Here is a 16305-nt window from a genome sequence, read left to right as displayed (position 1 = left end):
CCCTCCGTGGGTGTCCTTTTGTTTATCTTGAATACATTTTCTTGGTTATTTTGCTGAGCAGACTGCTTGGCATGAACTTCATGAGCAAAACGGCTGCGTGAATGTTCGCTGATGGGAAGACGACCCGTTTGCCATTTATAAAACCAAGGAAACCCTCTCGTGCCACATCCTCGGGTGCATCCCGGAAAGAAGACATGATTTTGTCATTGCCGGCACGTTTAAAGAATTCGGTCTGCGTAGGACCAGGGCAAAGTGCCGTAACTGTTACACCACTGTCTTTCAATTCCTCGGCAAGTGCTTCCGAATACCGCTGAACGAATGCTTTGGATGCATGATATGCAGCCATATAGGGGCCAGGCAGGAAGGCAGCCATACTGGAAATATTCAAAATGCCATTCGGAACATTCTTGAATGGAGAGTGAATGATATCATCGATGAACAGACGAGTCAGGTTTGCCAATGAAACCATATTCAGATGCAGCAGTTTTTGCTGGGTCTCAAAGCTCGTATCCTCGAATTTGCCACTAAGCCCAAAGCCGGCATTATTCACAAGCACTTCTACCGTTTTTCCTTCATCACGAATCTTTTGGTACAGTTCATATGCACTGTTAGGTACGGACAAATCATGAGGAATGACAGTCACATTCGAATCTTGCAGTTCTGTTTGCAGGGAAAGGAGTTTGTCCTTGGAACGCGCTACGATGATGAGATCATAGCCCGCCTTGGCGAACCATTTAGCTATATGGTAGCCGATTCCGCTGGAAGCTCCTGTAATTAGAGCAGTTGGTTTCATTGTGCTTCACCTCATTTTGACAATCTTTATAAATATGTACCCTGTTGCCGGGTGGAAAAAACGCTATCTGTTTTTAGTATACCCTTTGCGGCGTTTGGTTACCAACTGGTTGGCGAGGTTTCTCTCTTTAGAAGAAAGGGAAAGGGCTTACAAAGGATAAAGGAGGGGAACTGATGGTCCAGAAAAACGGTGCTAAAGGTGATAAAGATAAACATGGCTTCTCCAAAGCGGAAAGTGAGAATCGGGAGGAGCAGCTGGAAAATAAACAGGATATGCTTGTAGACGATATACCTGTGGATGAAGTAGAACGAGATTTGGAGGATGATCGGCACAAACACCGCACAAAGCAAGCTTCCAATTCAGATCCGGAAGACTGAACCTGCATCCATTAGATGCGGGTTTTTTTTATAAAAAAAGCAGATGCGTCATGTAGACATCATCTGCTTGGCTGTTCGAGCAGTTTTTCGATTGCAGGCTTCATATCCATCGGACTGGTCTTCGGCGCAAATCGCTCGACGACATTTCCATCAGCATCTACGAGAAATTTTGTGAAGTTCCATTTGATACTCTTGGAGAATAGTCCGCCGGCCTGGCTGGTCAAATGCTTATAAAGTGGGTGGGCATCTGGTCCATTCACTTTTACCTTATCGAACATCGGAAAGCTGACGCCGTAATTGCGCTGACAAACAGCTGCGATTTCTTCACTGCTGCCGGGTTCCTGGTTCATAAATTGGTTGCATGGGAAACCTAATATCACGAGACCATTGTCCTGATAATCTTTATATAATTCTTGAAGCTGTTCCAACTGGGGTGCAAAACCGCATTTGCTTGCTGTATTCACGATGACGAGCACCTTGCCAGCGTAATCCTTTAAACTGACTTCTTTCCCATCTATCGCAACAGCAGAATAATCGTGGACTGTCATGTCGTTCTCCTCCTCTTGTCTGCACTTCCAATGTAGCATAAACAGAAAAGAACCGATAACAATCAGTTCCTTAATGATAGAATGTAGAAAAAGGGGGTTGTTTCGATGGAGTTTTTCCTAAAGCGATTTGATCATGTCCAGCTTGCTTGTCCAAGCGGCAGCGAAGAGCAAGCAAGGGAGTTTTTTGTGGATGTCTTCGGGTTTGAAGAAATTGAAAAACCAGCTAACTTGCGAGCAAGAGGCGGTGTTTGGTTCAATTGCAACGATATTATTGTGCATATGGGTGTAGAAGAACCTTTTTCACCAGCACGAAAAGCCCATCCTGCTTTTGAAGTAGAGGGGCTGCTGTCTCTCAGACGTCATCTGGATGAACACCATGTGGATTTTATCGATGATGCTGACTTGCCAGGTGCTGATCGAATTTATGTGAATGACCCTTTCGGAAACAGATTGGAATTTTTGGAATGGCATTAAAAAAAGAACCCCCAGGGGGTTCTTTTTAGTTTGCTACTGTTTCGTTTTCTAATTTCGCCAGGTGAGCTTCCACTTCTTCTTCAGTCAAGCCGTGTTCTGCAACGTACATATTACGAGGAGAACGGCGGCAGCTGTCGGAGCAGCCGCGAAGATATTTGTGCTCATTTTCTTCAGAGCAGATAATCTGGCGGTTGCAGGAAGGATCTGCACAATTAACATAACGTTCACAAGGCTGTCCATCGAAATAATCTTTGGCAACGATAACGTGTTCAGTTTGGTTGATCGGCACGGAAATGCGGGTATCGAATACGTACATGCGACCGTCCCAAAGCTTGCCTTGTACTTCAGGATCTTTTCCATAAGTGGCAATACCGCCATGTAATTGACCGACATCCTCAAAACCTTCGCGCACGAGCCAGCCGGAGAACTTCTCACAGCGGATACCGCCTGTGCAGTAAGTCAAAACGCGTTTGCCTTCTAAGATATCTTTGTTTTCACGGACCCAGTTTGGAAGGTCGCGGAATGTTTCAATATCAGGACGGATTGCACCGCGGAAGTGACCAAGATCATATTCATAATCATTCCGTGCATCCAGAACGACAGTGTTCTCGTCTTGCATCGCTTCGTAAAATTCTTTAGGAGATAGGTAATCACCTGTCACCTCACGGGGATCTATATCATCTTCAAGACGCAGCGTCACCAATTCAGGGCGATGGCGTACATGCATTTTCTTGAAAGCATGTCCATCCGCTTCGTCGATTTTGAAGACCATATCTTCAAAACCTGGTTTCGCGTGCATCATATCCATATATGCTTGTGTTTGTTCAACCGTTCCAGAGCAAGTACCATTGATACCTTCTTTGGCTACAAGGATGCGGCCTTTAAGACCTAATTCCTTACATTCCTTCAGATGTTCTTTGGCAAAAGCTTCGGGATCTTCAATATCTACATAGTTGTAATACAGTAATACTCGATAATCACTCATTATTTTTTCCACCTGTCATTTATATTTGCAAGATACAAAATTAGGCGTTATGTCGTTATTCATACTCTTGCAATCAAATATTTTAACACGAAAAGAAGTCCAGTACAAATGGAATTTTAAAATAGCTTGTTCTTGAAATAATGCCACATGCCGAAAGTGATCAGTACAAGTAGTACGCTCACGCCAGCTGTCGTCCAGGGACTGTCTGCAAAGGGTATCGGCAAATTCATCCCGAAGAACCCAGTAACGAACGTAAGCGGAAGCATGACGGTCGAGATAATCGTCAAGACATTCAGCTTCTCTGTCGATTTGGCACTGATGATGGAATAGTACGTATCCAGGGCACTGTTTACCAAATCACGGAAGGTTTCGGTAGAGTCAACAATACGTTCCAGGTGATCAATAAGATCGGTATAGAAGGGCACATTTTCTTCTTTGATATCGAATTTCCATTTGCCATTCACATTCAGGAAAATGCGCCGCTGCGGCAGAATCACCCTTCTGATCAGGATGATCGTCCGTTTTAGGGCAAGGAATTCCTCCGTTACTTCTTTCACGCCTTCACTATACATTTCATCTTCCAGTTCCTCGATCCGGATTCCGATACGGTCCAGGACAGGGAAGTATTCATCCGTGATGCCGTCAGCGAGTGCATAGAGAAGGAAGTCAGATCCTTGATTCATGTATCGGGAAGAACGGGAGCAGATAGCATCCATCTGGCCGAGCCAGCGAAGCTTATGCTTGTGGATGGTCACGACATAATTCGGCCCCAGGAAAACATTCAGTTCGAGCGTCGTGATTTCATTATCACTTTCCTCGTTGTAACGCAGGGCATGGAAGACGAAAAATTTGTATGCATCATAATCATCTACCTTAGCGCGGGGGCTGTCATGAAGGCAGTCTTCAATTGCCAGCGGATGGAAATCGAATATCCCGGCAAGTTCATGCAGTTCGTGAGACTGTACATCATAGGCATCGATCCACAGCAGATTGTCAGGATCCTCCAAATGACGATTACTGTCCTTCAAAGAAATATTTGTATGCATCATGTCATTATGATGATCATAAAGATACGTCTTAATCATATTGCCACCCCTTTCGTTACGTTTATTCTTTCACAATGTTCGTAAGCTATAGTCACTATAAAAAAAGGGGTAAGGACTGTCAACAGGAATATATCTTTCTTGAAGAGGGTATAGAAGCTGGCCATGGTGGATAAACTGGAAGTGAATACGTTTGTTTGTCGAATTTTGGAGCAAAAACCGTGACAATAGTCACAGGTATATATGCGTTGCTATGTAAGCGGATTCTGTTAGTGATACTCTATATGAAAGCGTTCTTATAGTTCGTAGGGCTCATTATTAACTTAATTTGGAGAAAAAGTTGGAATTGACTTGCATTCTTGTTCAAAAAAAGGTACTCTTAAGTAGCAAAAGGAAACGGTACGGTTGAATAAATCTTTACGATCTCTTTCACAATAAGTGGTGTAAAGGTATAACGATTCAATACCTGTACTTTTGTACTTCTATTGTAAGGAGGTCATTTAAATGACTGGAAAAGTAAAATGGTTTAACGCAGACAAAGGTTTTGGTTTCATCGAAAGAGAGGACGGAGACGACGTATTCGTACACTTCTCTGCTATCCAATCTGAAGGTTTCAAAACTCTTGACGAAGGTCAAGAAGTTGAATTCGAAATCGTTGAAGGCAACCGCGGCCCACAAGCTGCTAACGTAACTCGTCTGTAATTTCATACAATGACGACAGAGGCGCATTCTGGAATTTTCCAGGATGCGTCTTTTATCATTTTTAAGGAGAGATGAGCGCCGATGAGTCAAGATGAGCTATCGAGGAAGATCATTGAGAAATACCAGGAAGATGAACGGTTGATGATCCGAATCTTCGCACAATGGTGTACAAATCAAGATCTGGATGCTGTTACCTTATACGAACAAGCCTACCCGAACCAAGGTGAAAATGATGCGCTGAAAGAAGCTTTGGAAGAAGTCCTGCCTAAAGAAGAAGCCTCTGATATTTCAGACGAAATGGTAATGGAAGTGCTGCAGTTCTTTGGTAATGATGACTTGGCATTTGTTGTCGCATCTGCAGCAGAAGAGAGAAAGGGGAATCGATAGATGGAACTGCTCCAAAAAGCAATTCAAGAAAGAGGAACGATTATCGGGGATACAATCGTTAAAGTAGATAGCTTTTTGAATCATGAAATGGACACTGCCCTTTTATATCAAATCGGCAAGGAGTTCCGTCGCCGATTCCAGCACAAGTCTGTGACGAAAATCGTGACGATTGAAGCGGGCGGCATTGCTCCAGCGCTAATGGCTGGCCTTGCTTTCAACGTGCCGGTAGTGTATGCAAAAAAACAGAAGTCACTGACAATGAAAGGTGATGTTTATGTGGAATCTGTCTATTCGTTCACAAAGCAAGTGCACTCAGATGTGACGATCTCTAAGGATAGATTATCACCGGAGGATCACGTGCTGATTATCGATGACTTTCTTGCAAACGGAGAAGCGGCAGCCGGTTTAATCAGTATTCTTAATCAAGCTGGTGCCACTGTTGCTGGTATCGGGATTGTCATCGAGAAAAGCTTTCAAAGAGGTAGAACTCGCCTGGAGGAACTAGGCATTGAAGTAGTATCCCTTGCCCGTATTGCACGCATAGGTGAAGGGAAAATAGAATTTTTGAACTCATAACTTGATAGGATGATAGTTTGTGACTTACATATTGACCTTATTGCCAATCTTCGGTATTTTTCTTCTTGGTTTTGTTGGACAGAAGCTTTTAAAATTCGACATCCGAAGCATTTCGAAAATGTCGGTTTATCTGCTGTCCCCTGTATTGGCTTTCCAAACGTTCTATGAAAATCGTCTAAGTGCTGATTATATTTATTTGGCTGTTTTTGTTGTCGGTATTTGTCTGGCGCTGGTGCTGATCTGCTATGTAATCAGTCTTTTGCGCGGATATGATCGCCAGGATACTTATAGCTTGATGCTTGGCGCCTCGTTTATGAACAACGGCAACTACGGAACGCCGCTTGTCTTATTCGTGTTCGGTGCAGCGGGCTTCGATTATGCGGTTATCCTGCTTGTACTGCAGCAGCTCGTCATGGTGACAATCGGTGTCTTTATTGCTGCCAAAGGAGGAGGGGCTGTGCTGTCGCCTCGTGCTACGTTCCTTTCCGTCTTGAAAATACCAATTATCTACGGAGCGATACTTGGTGTATTGTTCCAGTTGTTATCCGTCCCGCTTAGCGGTCCAATTACTGAAGCTGTCCACCTTGTGGCTGATGCGGCAATCCCTACAGTAATGATCGTGCTTGGTATGCAGCTTGCTAATATCTCATTGAAATCCTTTGAATATGAACGTCTTACTTATGCGCTTGTCCTGAAGCTGCTTGTCTCACCGGCGATCGCATATTTATTCACACTGATCCTGCCAGTAGATGACATGGTCAAACAAATCATGATTTTGGTCGCCGCAATGCCGACAGCGGCGAATACGACCCTTTACGCACTCGAATTTGGTGCTAAACCTGCTTATGTATCGAGTACAACACTGATCAGTACGTTGCTCAGTCTAATTACCTTACCTGTTTTATTGTATGTATTAATATAAAGAGGCCAGTTTCCTGGCCTCTTTTCTTATGCTTTCTTTGTAAACAGTTTTATTAGGGCTTGCGTGCCGAGATCCTCATCGCCATTTTCGGCAAGACGTTCATATAAGGAGAGGCTTAGTTCCAGTCCAGGTGTTGTCATCCCCATTTCCTTAGCTGCTTCCAGAGCAAGTTTCATGTCCTTGATGAAATGTTTCACATAGAAACCAGGGTCATAATCTCCTTTGATCATCCGGGGAGCAAGGTTGCTTAAGCTGAAGCTGCCGGCAGCGCCTGTCGTTATTGACTGGAGCACCTTGGATGGGTCCATGCCTGCGTGCTCTGCATACGCGATCGCTTCGCAAACGCCGACCATATTGCTCGCAATGGTTACCTGATTGATCAGCTTCGTATGCTGTCCGAAACCGGCAGGTCCTTGGAGGATGATGTTTTCACCCATTGCTTCGAACACTGGGAGGACAGCTTGAAACGCATCTGCTTCACCGCCGACCATGATGGCTAGTTTTCCGTTCTGCGCGCCAATATCTCCTCCTGAGACAGGGGCATCCAACGCGAAGATACCTTTATCTTTTGCTTCAGTATGGATTTCCTCTGCAAGAGCTGGCTTCGAGGTCGTCATATCAATTACATAGGTGCCCGGGCGTGCGTGATGAATAATGCCGTTTTCGCCAAAGTAGACTTCCCTAACATCGCTAGGGTAGCCAACCATCGTAATTACTGCATCCACACTGGCAGCGAGGCTTGCAGGTGTATCGTGCCAAACTGCTCCAGCATCAATCAATTCTTCTGCTTTCGCTTTCGTTCGCGTATAGACCGCCAGTTCAAAGCCTGCCTGCATCAAATTGCGACTCATGCTTTTTCCCATAACGCCTGTACCGATGAATCCTACTTTCTTGATAGTTCCCATATAATCCCTCCTTAGCATGCACTTTTATCGTACCTTTAAGCTTCAGGAATGTCGAGTACTGGTGATAGAATCATGAAAAATCACAAACAATTTTTCGACAGCGAAAAACCTCGAAAGACGGCAGTTTCTTTTTTGCGACAGATTGTGAAATGAGGCAGTTGAATAAGATAGAGATTGAAAGAGTTATGGATATATGGTAAAGTCATTTATACAACATCTTGTTAGTTAAGACATAATTAAACACTATATATAGTTTCGAAGGCGAGCAAGCCGGGTATCGATAGTAGATGAAGAAATCGCTTCATTTGCTTGATAGACAGTGTTCTCAGACACTTTTTATTTGTCGATTCTGATCTATGTTACTACTGTATCTTGTAGGACGGACAGAAGGGACAGTTTCCTGGTAGTTGCTCACTTTGTGCGTTTAGGGGAAAGAAGTACTTACAATTACACCTGTATTTTGGAGGAGGAAGTTTCAACATGTTAGATACGACACAAACAGTCAATTGGAAAGAGCATGTGGCAGCCGTGCTCGAATCACGCTTTGCAGAAGCTGATGCAAAACATCTGATTCAATATGGTGAACGCCTGATGGAGCAGAAGGCTTGGTCATCAGATAAAGAGTGGTTGAACCAACTTATATTGGAGGGCTTGTCACAGCTGGATGAAGAAGAGCCGCAATGGACTTATATCGCTGCCAGCTTGTATCTTGAACAGCTTTATTTCCAAGCTTCACAAAACCGAGGTTACAATTTCGAAGAGAAATACGGATCATTCTACAGCTTGATTCAGCAATTGACTGAGATCGGTATCTATAACAAATTCCTTCTCGACACATACAGTGAAGAGGAAATCAATCATTTCCATAGCTTGATCGACTACAAGAAAGACGGACTGTTCACATACATCGGTCTGCGTACGCTTGCAGATCGTTATCTTGCGACGGACCATAAAGGCGGAACATATGAGCTTCCGCAGGAGAGATTCATGATCATCGCAATGACAGTCATGAGCAAAGAGCCTAAGGAAACGCGCAAAGGGCTTGTAACAGAAGCTTACTGGGCATTAAGCAATCTTTACATGACAGTCGCTACACCTACATTGTCTAACTCAGGTAAGAGTTATGGCCAGCTTTCCAGCTGCTTCATTGATACAGTCGATGACAGCCTGCAAGGAATCTTCGACAGCAATACAGACATTGCCAACCTTTCAAAAAACGGAGGCGGTATCGGTGTTTATCTAGGTAAGATCCGCAGCCGAGGCAGTGCGATCAAAGGGTTCGAAGGTGCATCTTCTGGTGTGCTTCCTTGGATGAAACAGCTTAACAATACTGCAGTTAGTGTGGACCAGCTTGGTCAGCGTAAAGGTGCGATTGCCACATATCTTGATATTTGGCATAAAGACATCTTCCCATTCCTTGACGCGAAGCTGAATAATGGAGATGAGCGTCAGCGTACACATGATTTGTTCACTGGTGTCTGCCTGCCAGATATCTTCATGGAACAAGTGCAATCTCGCGGCAATTGGTATCTATTCGATCCGCATGAAGTTCGACGTGTCATGGGCTTCTCCTTAGAAGATTTCTATGATGAGACTAGAGGGGATGGTTCCTTCCGTGAGAAGTATTGGGCTTGTGTAGAGAATCCAGACTTGCACAAGGAAGAGATTCCAGCTATCAATGTGATGAAACGTATCCTGCGCAGCCAGCTGGAAACGGGCGGACCTTTCATGTTCTACCGGGATGAAGTAAACCGTCAGAATGCCAATAAGCATGCTGGTATGATTTATTCCAGTAACCTATGTACGGAAATCATGCAAAACCAAAGCCCGACTATCATGACAGAACAAGTCACTCAAGATGGTAAAATCATCATCACAAAAGAACCGGGTGACTTCGTTGTGTGTAACCTGTCCTCCATCTCTTTGGCTAAGGCAGTTACAGAAGATGTCCTGGAACGCCTGATTCCGATTCAGGTTCGTATGCTGGACAATGTTATTGATTTGAATACAATTCCTGTTTTGCAAGCTCAGATCACAAACCAGAAATACCGTGCTATTGGACTAGGAACGTTTGGATGGCATCACTTGCTTGCATTGAAACAAATCGATTGGGAAAGTGATGAAGCTGTAGCGTATGCAGATGAACTTTATGAGAAAATCGCTTACCTGACAATTCGATCCAGCATGGAAATTGCGAAGGAAAAAGGTGTTTACCCTGTTTTCGAAGGTTCCGACTGGGCAGATGGAAGCTATTTTGATAATAAAGGCTACACAACCGGCGATTCCGAACTAGACTGGAAAGGCCTGCAGGAGCAGGTGAAAGAAAATGGTATGCGTAACGCGTACTTGATGGCAGTAGCGCCGAACTCTTCTACTGCATTGATTGCAGGAAGCACAGCTACGACAGATCCGATTTTCAGTAAGTTCTATTCTGAAGAGAAGAAGGACTATAAAATTCCGGTTACTGCACCTGATTTGAATGAAGAAACAGATCGCTTCTATAAATCCGCTTATGAAATCGATCAGCAGTGGAGCGTGAAGCAAAATGCAGCACGCCAAAAGCATATCGATCAGGCGATTTCTTTCAATATGTATGTTCCGAATTCCATCAAAGCAAAAGAATTGCTTGATTTGCATATTGCTGTTTGGGATTCTGGTATTAAGACATCTTATTATTTGCGTTCTACATCCAACTAATACAAAAGGGACCTTGTTTTACAGGGTCCCTTTTTCTATGCGCTTGACTTGTTCATTTCCGAAGACTGCTGCTGGCTTCCCGTTCTCTAAATATAAACAGGCATCCTCATCTATGCCATACCCGAAAGGGATGTCGTGTTGATGAAGACCGGCAAGGAGATTCGGCTCATCCTGCCATTGAGAAAAATGGACACTGATTAGCTGATTAGAAAGAATGCCGAGTCCAGGTCCGCTCCAAGCGCGATGATCGTCCGTATCGAGTGGGGACAGCAGGACGGTTTCTGGCATAAGCAATGCTCCCGCGCTATTGCCTGCCAGCGGTGTACCTGCAGCATATTTTTCTCTTAACAGCCCCTTGAATGGTTGTTTGGTGTAGATGCTATAGTATGTTTCCGAATGACCGCCTCCAATGAAAATGCCTGTAGCACTTGTGATAATCTCAGCCGATTTTGCTATATCCAATTCACCTTTTTCATTCGGTACGATCACGGATACATTGCTCTCATGAACTCCTTGGGCAATCCAGTGACTTGTATAACGGGACAGGAATGCTTCCCAGCCTTTTCGATATACAATCAATAATGCGATATGAGCGCTTTGCCCGCCTGCTGCTTTGGCAAAGTGGACATTCGCTTCTTCCTGCGAGGTATTTCCTCCGAGCAGGTACAGTCTTCTGGTTTGCATAAAGTATCGCCTCCATTTTCCTGATTATACAATATGTCCCGTCTTAATAGAGATGGGTTTTATGTCACATACTACTGACAGCAGGAAATGAACAGGAGGAAAGTGCATGGTCAGACAAGAGACATTGAATGCCTGTAAAGAAATGCTTGAGAATCGTTTGCAGGAATTGAAACAGGCGCTGAAGGACCATTTTGGTGTCGAGATGTCCTACACAAAGGATGCTATGGGTGAGCTGAGCAATTATGATAATCACCCTGGAGATACAGCAACGGAGCTATATGAGCGGGAGAAGGATATCGCGCTGAATGATCATCTGGAGCAGGAGATGAAAGACGTCCAAGCTGCCCTGAAAAGAATAGAAGATGGATCCTTTGGGATTTGTATGAAATCAGGAAAACAGATTCCGGAAGAACGTCTGCTGGCGATGCCGACAGCAGAAACGCTTGTGGAGTACAAGCCGCAGAGAATGACACTGCATGACCGCCCAGCTGAGGAAGCTGTCATCCATCCTCGTCTCGAAGATTTGGAAGGAAAAGATGACGAAGAAGACACGGAGCATAATTTCTATGATGGAGAGGATGCCTTACAGGATCTGCAAGCGTATGGCTCATCCGAAACGCCTTCCGATTTCGTCAATACAGAAAAAGATTATGATTATATGGCTGTAAATTCCGATGAAGAGGTGGGCGGAGCACAGGATATCGAGAATTTCCTGCTTGCCGACATGGATGGGAAGTTTGATGGAGTAAACGAGGATCATGAGAAGTATGAAGATTATCTGGAGGATGCAGACGTTAAATCCATTCTCTATGACGAGTAAAAAGAGCTGGGCACACATGCCCAGCTCTTTTGCTGTACAGAGAAACTTGCATACATGCTTATCCGGCGGAATACGTTGTACTACAAGCTACGTATTCTAATAAAGGGGTTGAAGCATGTTGACAGAAGCATGGACTTCAAGATTTTTCAAGCACGATGATCGTAAGGAACGCGATTTTGTGCTTAAATTACCGGATGCTTGGTGGAGCCGCAGCTATGAATATGGATGGGCAGCTTCTTTTGTGGAAGCGGATGATATCGTATTGGATGCTGCATCAGGAATCAGCCATCCGTTTAAGTTTCATTTAGCAGCTTCAGCTAAGACAGTGTATGCATGTGATATAGATAGCAGGATTACAGATGACCAGGCGATTCTGGAGGATGTGACCAAGGATTTTGGTCCGGAGGAAACGGCGCGTTTACCTGAAGACCTGCTCCGGAATATCCATCGTGCTGAAGCTAATCTGACATCATTGCCCTATGAGGATGCATTTTTCGATAAAATCTTCTGTATCTCGGTGATGGAGCACCTGGATGTTAGCGTGCAAAAACGTGCTTGGGAGCAATTCAGCCGTATCTTGAAACCGGACGGTTATGTCATCATGACATTCGACTATCCAACAGTCGATATTAATATTCTAGAAACATTGGCGGAGCTGGGGGGCTTTGAATATGCCGGACCAGTTGAATCGGAAATGCCCGCAGATGCGCTATTCAATGATCAGTGGGGACGACTGTATTGCTACCGAGCTATCTTTCGAAAGAAGAAACCTCCTTCCACTTGATTAACGTCGGATCAGGATCCAAAATGCTTTCATATTGAGCCTTCTTGCCATAGATTGCTTCTGGATCCTGCTGGCGATAGCGTTCGTATTTTCGTATGCGATCCTCCGCTCTGGCCCAGCCGAAATGCTTGATACGGATGTTGCTGATGGCATTCGGCAGCTGAAAGATATTTTCCGGGAAGCGACCGCAATGAACAGGTGTTTCCCGCCATTCATATGGAAATGCGGGCTGATAGCGCAGCAGGAATGGACGGTAAAATAGATGTGCTTGCCAGTACTGATCCTCCCGGTAACGCTCTTCATCCCAGAAATCGAATAATCGGAATGAATAAAGATCGAGATCAGCTTGATTCAGAAGCTGGTCTTTTTCTTTGAGGAAAACGTTATCCAGTACTTCATCTGCATCGAGATTCAGAATCCAATCAGGTTCCGCTGCAATTGTTGCCTGCCACTGCTGTTTCCGCAGCTCTATTTCGTTGCTGAATCCGGACTGGGGATTTTCGATCAATGTCAGCTGAACGTCATACTCCCTGCAAAGCTTCCGGCAAATGGCTGCTGTATTATCTGTACTATGGTCATCAATGATGACGGCCTGATCAACTGCGGGAAGAGAAGATCGCAGCGAACGCTCTAGATAACGTCCGGATTCATTTTTGACAATCATGGATAGAGTGAGGGTATTACTGGTATCCTTCGTAATGCGATAGTTATGCCCAGGCCAGTTATGCTCCCATCTGAATGCAGGGAGCTTTGCAAGATCCGTCTTGCGGTAAAGGTGAAAAGCAGGGTAATGTGTATCGACAAATAGCGAGATGCCGAGTGCTGCTGCACGAATACAAAAGTGGCGATCTTCTCCCCAAAAGGAGAGATTAGGTATTTCCCCGAAATGGACTCCCTTATTTAAAGCTTCCCTGGTGATAAGAGTACAAGCACCCAATCCTCCAACTTCATATGTTCCTGGTTTCCGCATCTGTTCCAGGAATTCCTGGTGCCGTGCTGCACGTTCTGTATCCGATAAAGATTCGCCGCGGTGGTGGGTGAATTGTTCATATTCATCCTTTAACCAGACTTGGGGAAGAGCCTGCGTGCCAGGCTGCCATTGGGTCCAGAAAATACAGGAAATGATATCTTTTTGACTGGCTAGTAATTTTTCCAATGTGGCCGGGTGAAGTACAATATCGGAATCGACAAAAAAGATATAATCCATTTTCTGCTCGACCGCATAGGAAATGATTTTATTCTTCAGAGCTGCCACTTTCCAAATAAGAGCTTCTGTCCAGTAGTGGGTGTGTTCATCCTTCTGATAGGAATCAGTGGTTTCGGATGGGAGGATGACAGCATCGTGTTCTGCAGCGAAAGCGGAAAGTAAGGTGCTCGATTTTGGGTCATCATTATCATCGATGAAGCAGTAGAAAATCGATGATTCTGTTGTTTGCAGTCTGTTGAGGGAATCCAAATAGGCAGCTAATATGTCGGGGTCTTGTTTTACAGTTGTGCCGATCAATACGGTTTGCATGCACCATGCTCCTTTATGTAGTCTGTTAATAATATATCTTTTAAGAGCGTGGATGTGCCTGTATAGTTTCTCTAACCACATGCAGGAACTGATTCTGTGAGGCTGCTAACGGCGGAACGGATTGGATATCGTACCACCGATAACGGAAGACCAATCCGTTATCAGCTCCATTTCCAAAGACACGATGATCCCATGCGTCAGGTAGCTGCTGCTTTATTAGAATCAAAAAGAAATGCCGGTGCTGGAGCTCGTGCTTGTCTCGATGGAGGAATGGTGCACTAGCGACCAATTCACCATCAGGCAAATCACGCAATCCAGACTCTTCGAAGATCTCTCTATGCAATGCGGTTAACAAGTTTTCCCCCGGGTCGACTGTACCTCCTGGAATCTGTAACCCTGCCTCGGGGAAATCCATGTGTTCATGGACGAGCATGTGATAGGTATTATTACGGTTGGATAGGATGTAAGCCAGAACTTTATCAACCAAATTATTCCACCTCCATTCATGATTATATACAAAAAAAGCGGTCACCTGTGCAGTTGGGTGATCGCTTTTTTGTATAAGCTCTGGGGGGAGCGTAGTCGACCGCAAAATGACATTTTGGGGATATCATGTTTTTGTTAAGGGTGCGGCCGTCATCTATCTGATCAATAAGCAACGCTTATTGTTATTGTTGCTGCTGCTGTTGTTGTGTAGATTGATCTGACTGTGTTGTTTGTTCCTTCGCTAATGTAAGTTTCGTTGTTTCTTTGTTTCCATCACGGTAATACGTAACAGTTACTTCGTCGCCGATATTTTTATCGGAATACAGGTAAGAGCGTAAGTCGACCATGCTCGTAATATCCTGGTCGTCGATTTTCGTAACAACATCGTATTGCTGCAGACCAGCATCTGCTGCCGGAGAGCTTTCCACTACCTGAGCAAGCACAACACCTTGAGTCACGTCTTCAGGAAGGTTCAACGTTTGCTGCGCATTTACTTGCGGTACTTGATCGAGGCTGACTGCGCCGATACCGATGTAAGGACGTTCAACTTTGCCTGTAGATTCCAGTTGATTGATGATTGGTTTAGCTGCATCAATCGGAATAGCAAAACCAATACCCTCGACTTCTTCCTGGGCAATTTTCATAGAGTTGATACCGATGATTTCACCGTTTGCATTTATCAAGGCACCACCGCTGTTACCAGGGTTAATAGCAGCATCCGTCTGCAATACTTCTGTTACCCAGTCCTCTGTACCATCATTATTGGAATCTACCGCTACAGAACGATCCAATCCGCTGATGATACCTTGCGTCACAGAACCAGCAAATTCAGCACCTAGTGGGTTACCGATCGCAATCGCTTGCTGTCCGACTGTCAGATCATCCGAAGTACCGAATGTGGCTACCTGATCTACATTTGTTCCGTCAATTTCCAATACAGCTAAGTCGCTGATTTCATCAGATCCCAGCAAGGTTGCTTTTTCCTTCTGTCCGTTGGAAAGGGTTACTTCCAAGCTGGACGCTCCGTCGACAACGTGATGGTTGGTCACAACGTATGCTTTGCCACCTTCTTTTTTATAGATGACGCCTGATCCAGATCCAGCTTCTTCGGATTCGGAGAATAAATCAGCCTGCTGCATATTCTCTACTCCTACTACTGCCGCAGAAGCGTCCTGAATAGCATTGGTCAGATTTTCCGTACTTGTTTGTGTAGCTAATGCCTGGTTACTTGATTTTGTTGTTGATGTATTGTTCGTTCCCATGGTTGCCGGGCTTGCTGCATTGGAACCAAAGGATATGACATTTGTGAATACAAGCACTGCAACGATTGCAAGAACTAAAACCCCGCCTGCAATTCCGCTGACGAAGCTTGTCCATACCTTGCCTTTTTGTTTCGGCTGCTGCGGCTGATTGATTGGTTCATCTACTTGAATCGCTTGGCTGTATTTCGGAGATTCTTCTTCAGTCCCGGAAAGTTTATTCGTTTCATCCGGGTAGGAGTTTTCCTGTTCATATGAAGAAGAGTGCTGATCATCTGGATACTCATTGTATGGTTTGTCATTGTCTCTGTTCATGTAAGGCACCTCTTTCGTGTTGTGTGTTCGTT

18 protein-coding genes are annotated in these 16305 nt (G+C 44.7%); 9 read left to right on the top strand and 9 right to left on the bottom strand.

The genetic code is table 11. The features are described 5' to 3' along the window. Positions 1-22: 22 nt before the first annotated feature. A complete protein-coding gene (locus ACH6C1_RS13775) occupies positions 23-793 on the bottom strand; it encodes an SDR family NAD(P)-dependent oxidoreductase (protein ID WP_095224026.1) in 771 nt (256 codons plus the stop codon). Positions 794-966: 173 nt separating this feature from the next. Between ACH6C1_RS13775 and ACH6C1_RS13770 the strand changes: the two genes are divergently transcribed. Continuing rightward, positions 967-1170 carry a hypothetical protein gene (locus tag ACH6C1_RS13770; RefSeq protein WP_095224027.1) on the top strand — a complete coding sequence of 68 codons (204 nt, stop codon included), beginning with the start codon at positions 967-969 and terminating at the stop codon, positions 1168-1170. A gap of 59 nt (positions 1171-1229) precedes the next feature. Here the strand turns inward: ACH6C1_RS13770 and ACH6C1_RS13765 are convergent, their stop codons facing one another. Beyond that, positions 1230-1718, bottom strand: coding sequence for a glutathione peroxidase (locus ACH6C1_RS13765; RefSeq protein WP_374077932.1), 489 nt, complete (start codon positions 1716-1718; stop codon positions 1230-1232). Positions 1719-1823: 105 nt separating this feature from the next. On the opposite strand from ACH6C1_RS13765, the gene ACH6C1_RS13760 reads away from it, so the two are divergent. Beyond that, on the top strand, positions 1824-2192 hold the full coding sequence (locus tag ACH6C1_RS13760; RefSeq protein WP_095224029.1) for a VOC family protein: 369 nt from the start codon (positions 1824-1826) through the stop codon (positions 2190-2192). A gap of 25 nt (positions 2193-2217) precedes the next feature. Here the strand turns inward: ACH6C1_RS13760 and trhO are convergent, their stop codons facing one another. After that, positions 2218-3180 carry an oxygen-dependent tRNA uridine(34) hydroxylase TrhO gene (gene trhO, locus ACH6C1_RS13755; RefSeq protein WP_374078598.1) on the bottom strand — a complete coding sequence of 321 codons (963 nt, stop codon included), beginning with the start codon at positions 3178-3180 and terminating at the stop codon, positions 2218-2220. 113 nt (positions 3181-3293) lie between these two features. Beyond that, a complete protein-coding gene (gene corA / locus ACH6C1_RS13750) occupies positions 3294-4262 on the bottom strand; it encodes a magnesium/cobalt transporter CorA (RefSeq protein ID WP_095224030.1) in 969 nt (322 codons plus the stop codon). 462 nt (positions 4263-4724) lie between these two features. Here corA and ACH6C1_RS13745 point away from each other — a divergent pair, with 462 nt between their 5' ends. The 4 genes from ACH6C1_RS13745 to ACH6C1_RS13730 all read left to right on the top strand — a co-directional run bounded on the left by ACH6C1_RS13745 (position 4725) and on the right by ACH6C1_RS13730 (position 6807). Then, complete coding sequence (locus ACH6C1_RS13745) at positions 4725-4922, top strand: cold shock domain-containing protein (protein ID WP_038558067.1); 198 nt, start codon at positions 4725-4727, stop codon at positions 4920-4922. Between the two features lie 81 nt (positions 4923-5003). After that, the gene (locus tag ACH6C1_RS13740; protein ID WP_374077928.1) at positions 5004-5309 is read left to right on the top strand and encodes a hypothetical protein; all 306 of its coding nucleotides are present in this window, start codon (positions 5004-5006) and stop codon (positions 5307-5309) included. Further along, complete coding sequence (locus ACH6C1_RS13735) at positions 5310-5885, top strand: xanthine phosphoribosyltransferase (RefSeq protein WP_374077926.1); 576 nt, start codon at positions 5310-5312, stop codon at positions 5883-5885. A gap of 19 nt (positions 5886-5904) precedes the next feature. Beyond that, positions 5905-6807: an AEC family transporter gene (locus tag ACH6C1_RS13730; RefSeq protein ID WP_374077924.1), complete on the top strand. Its 903-nt coding sequence runs from the start codon at positions 5905-5907 to the stop codon at positions 6805-6807. Positions 6808-6833: 26 nt separating this feature from the next. On the opposite strand, the gene ACH6C1_RS13725 is transcribed toward ACH6C1_RS13730, so the two are convergent. Next, complete coding sequence (locus ACH6C1_RS13725; RefSeq protein WP_374077922.1) at positions 6834-7712, bottom strand: NAD(P)-dependent oxidoreductase; 879 nt, start codon at positions 7710-7712, stop codon at positions 6834-6836. A gap of 480 nt (positions 7713-8192) precedes the next feature. Between ACH6C1_RS13725 and ACH6C1_RS13720 the strand changes: the two genes are divergently transcribed. Then, complete coding sequence (locus tag ACH6C1_RS13720; RefSeq protein WP_374077920.1) at positions 8193-10409, top strand: ribonucleoside-diphosphate reductase subunit alpha; 2217 nt, start codon at positions 8193-8195, stop codon at positions 10407-10409. Between the two features lie 18 nt (positions 10410-10427). On the opposite strand, the gene ACH6C1_RS13715 is transcribed toward ACH6C1_RS13720, so the two are convergent. Then, positions 10428-11093 carry a Type 1 glutamine amidotransferase-like domain-containing protein gene (locus ACH6C1_RS13715; protein ID WP_374077917.1) on the bottom strand — a complete coding sequence of 222 codons (666 nt, stop codon included), beginning with the start codon at positions 11091-11093 and terminating at the stop codon, positions 10428-10430. Between the two features lie 106 nt (positions 11094-11199). Here ACH6C1_RS13715 and ACH6C1_RS13710 point away from each other — a divergent pair, with 106 nt between their 5' ends. Both ACH6C1_RS13710 and ACH6C1_RS13705 read left to right on the top strand, forming a co-directional pair. After that, positions 11200-11913 carry a TraR/DksA C4-type zinc finger protein gene (locus ACH6C1_RS13710; protein WP_366248737.1) on the top strand — a complete coding sequence of 238 codons (714 nt, stop codon included), beginning with the start codon at positions 11200-11202 and terminating at the stop codon, positions 11911-11913. A gap of 115 nt (positions 11914-12028) precedes the next feature. After that, positions 12029-12697, top strand: coding sequence for a class I SAM-dependent methyltransferase (locus ACH6C1_RS13705; protein WP_374077913.1), 669 nt, complete (start codon positions 12029-12031; stop codon positions 12695-12697). Here the strand turns inward: ACH6C1_RS13705 and ACH6C1_RS13700 are convergent. The 3 genes from ACH6C1_RS13700 to ACH6C1_RS13690 all read right to left on the bottom strand — a co-directional run bounded on the left by ACH6C1_RS13700 (position 12663) and on the right by ACH6C1_RS13690 (position 16273). Then, positions 12663-14213 carry a glycosyltransferase gene (locus ACH6C1_RS13700; RefSeq protein WP_374077910.1) on the bottom strand — a complete coding sequence of 517 codons (1551 nt, stop codon included), beginning with the start codon at positions 14211-14213 and terminating at the stop codon, positions 12663-12665. The genes ACH6C1_RS13705 and ACH6C1_RS13700 overlap by 35 nt on opposite strands. Positions 14214-14253: 40 nt before the next feature. Continuing rightward, positions 14254-14700 carry an NUDIX hydrolase gene (locus ACH6C1_RS13695; RefSeq protein WP_374077908.1) on the bottom strand — a complete coding sequence of 149 codons (447 nt, stop codon included), beginning with the start codon at positions 14698-14700 and terminating at the stop codon, positions 14254-14256. A 181-nt stretch (positions 14701-14881) separates the two neighbouring features. Next, positions 14882-16273, bottom strand: a complete 1392-nt coding sequence (locus tag ACH6C1_RS13690; RefSeq protein WP_374077906.1) for a S1C family serine protease — start codon at positions 16271-16273, stop codon at positions 14882-14884. Positions 16274-16305: the final 32 nt, after the last annotated feature.

Source organism: Terribacillus sp. JSM ZJ617, from assembly GCF_044383785.1.
GTDB lineage: Bacteria > Bacillota > Bacilli > Bacillales > Amphibacillaceae > Terribacillus.
This window is presented reverse-complemented; position numbering and strand designations above follow the sequence as displayed.

Coding starts and splice junctions, on each gene's coding strand:
- ACH6C1_RS13775 (WP_095224026.1), bottom strand. CDS start 793: ATGAAACCAACTGCTCTAATTACAGGAGCTTCCAGCGGAATCGGCTAC.
- ACH6C1_RS13770 (WP_095224027.1), top strand. CDS start 967: ATGGTCCAGAAAAACGGTGCTAAAGGTGATAAAGATAAACATGGCTTC.
- ACH6C1_RS13765 (WP_374077932.1), bottom strand. CDS start 1,718: ATGACAGTCCACGATTATTCTGCTGTTGCGATAGATGGGAAAGAAGTC.
- ACH6C1_RS13760 (WP_095224029.1), top strand. CDS start 1,824: ATGGAGTTTTTCCTAAAGCGATTTGATCATGTCCAGCTTGCTTGTCCA.
- corA (WP_095224030.1), bottom strand. CDS start 4,262: ATGATTAAGACGTATCTTTATGATCATCATAATGACATGATGCATACA.
- ACH6C1_RS13745 (WP_038558067.1), top strand. CDS start 4,725: ATGACTGGAAAAGTAAAATGGTTTAACGCAGACAAAGGTTTTGGTTTC.
- ACH6C1_RS13740 (WP_374077928.1), top strand. CDS start 5,004: ATGAGTCAAGATGAGCTATCGAGGAAGATCATTGAGAAATACCAGGAA.
- ACH6C1_RS13735 (WP_374077926.1), top strand. CDS start 5,310: ATGGAACTGCTCCAAAAAGCAATTCAAGAAAGAGGAACGATTATCGGG.
- ACH6C1_RS13725 (WP_374077922.1), bottom strand. CDS start 7,712: ATGGGAACTATCAAGAAAGTAGGATTCATCGGTACAGGCGTTATGGGA.
- ACH6C1_RS13720 (WP_374077920.1), top strand. CDS start 8,193: ATGTTAGATACGACACAAACAGTCAATTGGAAAGAGCATGTGGCAGCC.
- ACH6C1_RS13715 (WP_374077917.1), bottom strand. CDS start 11,093: ATGCAAACCAGAAGACTGTACCTGCTCGGAGGAAATACCTCGCAGGAA.
- ACH6C1_RS13710 (WP_366248737.1), top strand. CDS start 11,200: ATGGTCAGACAAGAGACATTGAATGCCTGTAAAGAAATGCTTGAGAAT.
- ACH6C1_RS13705 (WP_374077913.1), top strand. CDS start 12,029: ATGTTGACAGAAGCATGGACTTCAAGATTTTTCAAGCACGATGATCGT.
- ACH6C1_RS13700 (WP_374077910.1), bottom strand. CDS start 14,213: ATGCAAACCGTATTGATCGGCACAACTGTAAAACAAGACCCCGACATA.
- ACH6C1_RS13690 (WP_374077906.1), bottom strand. CDS start 16,273: ATGAACAGAGACAATGACAAACCATACAATGAGTATCCAGATGATCAG.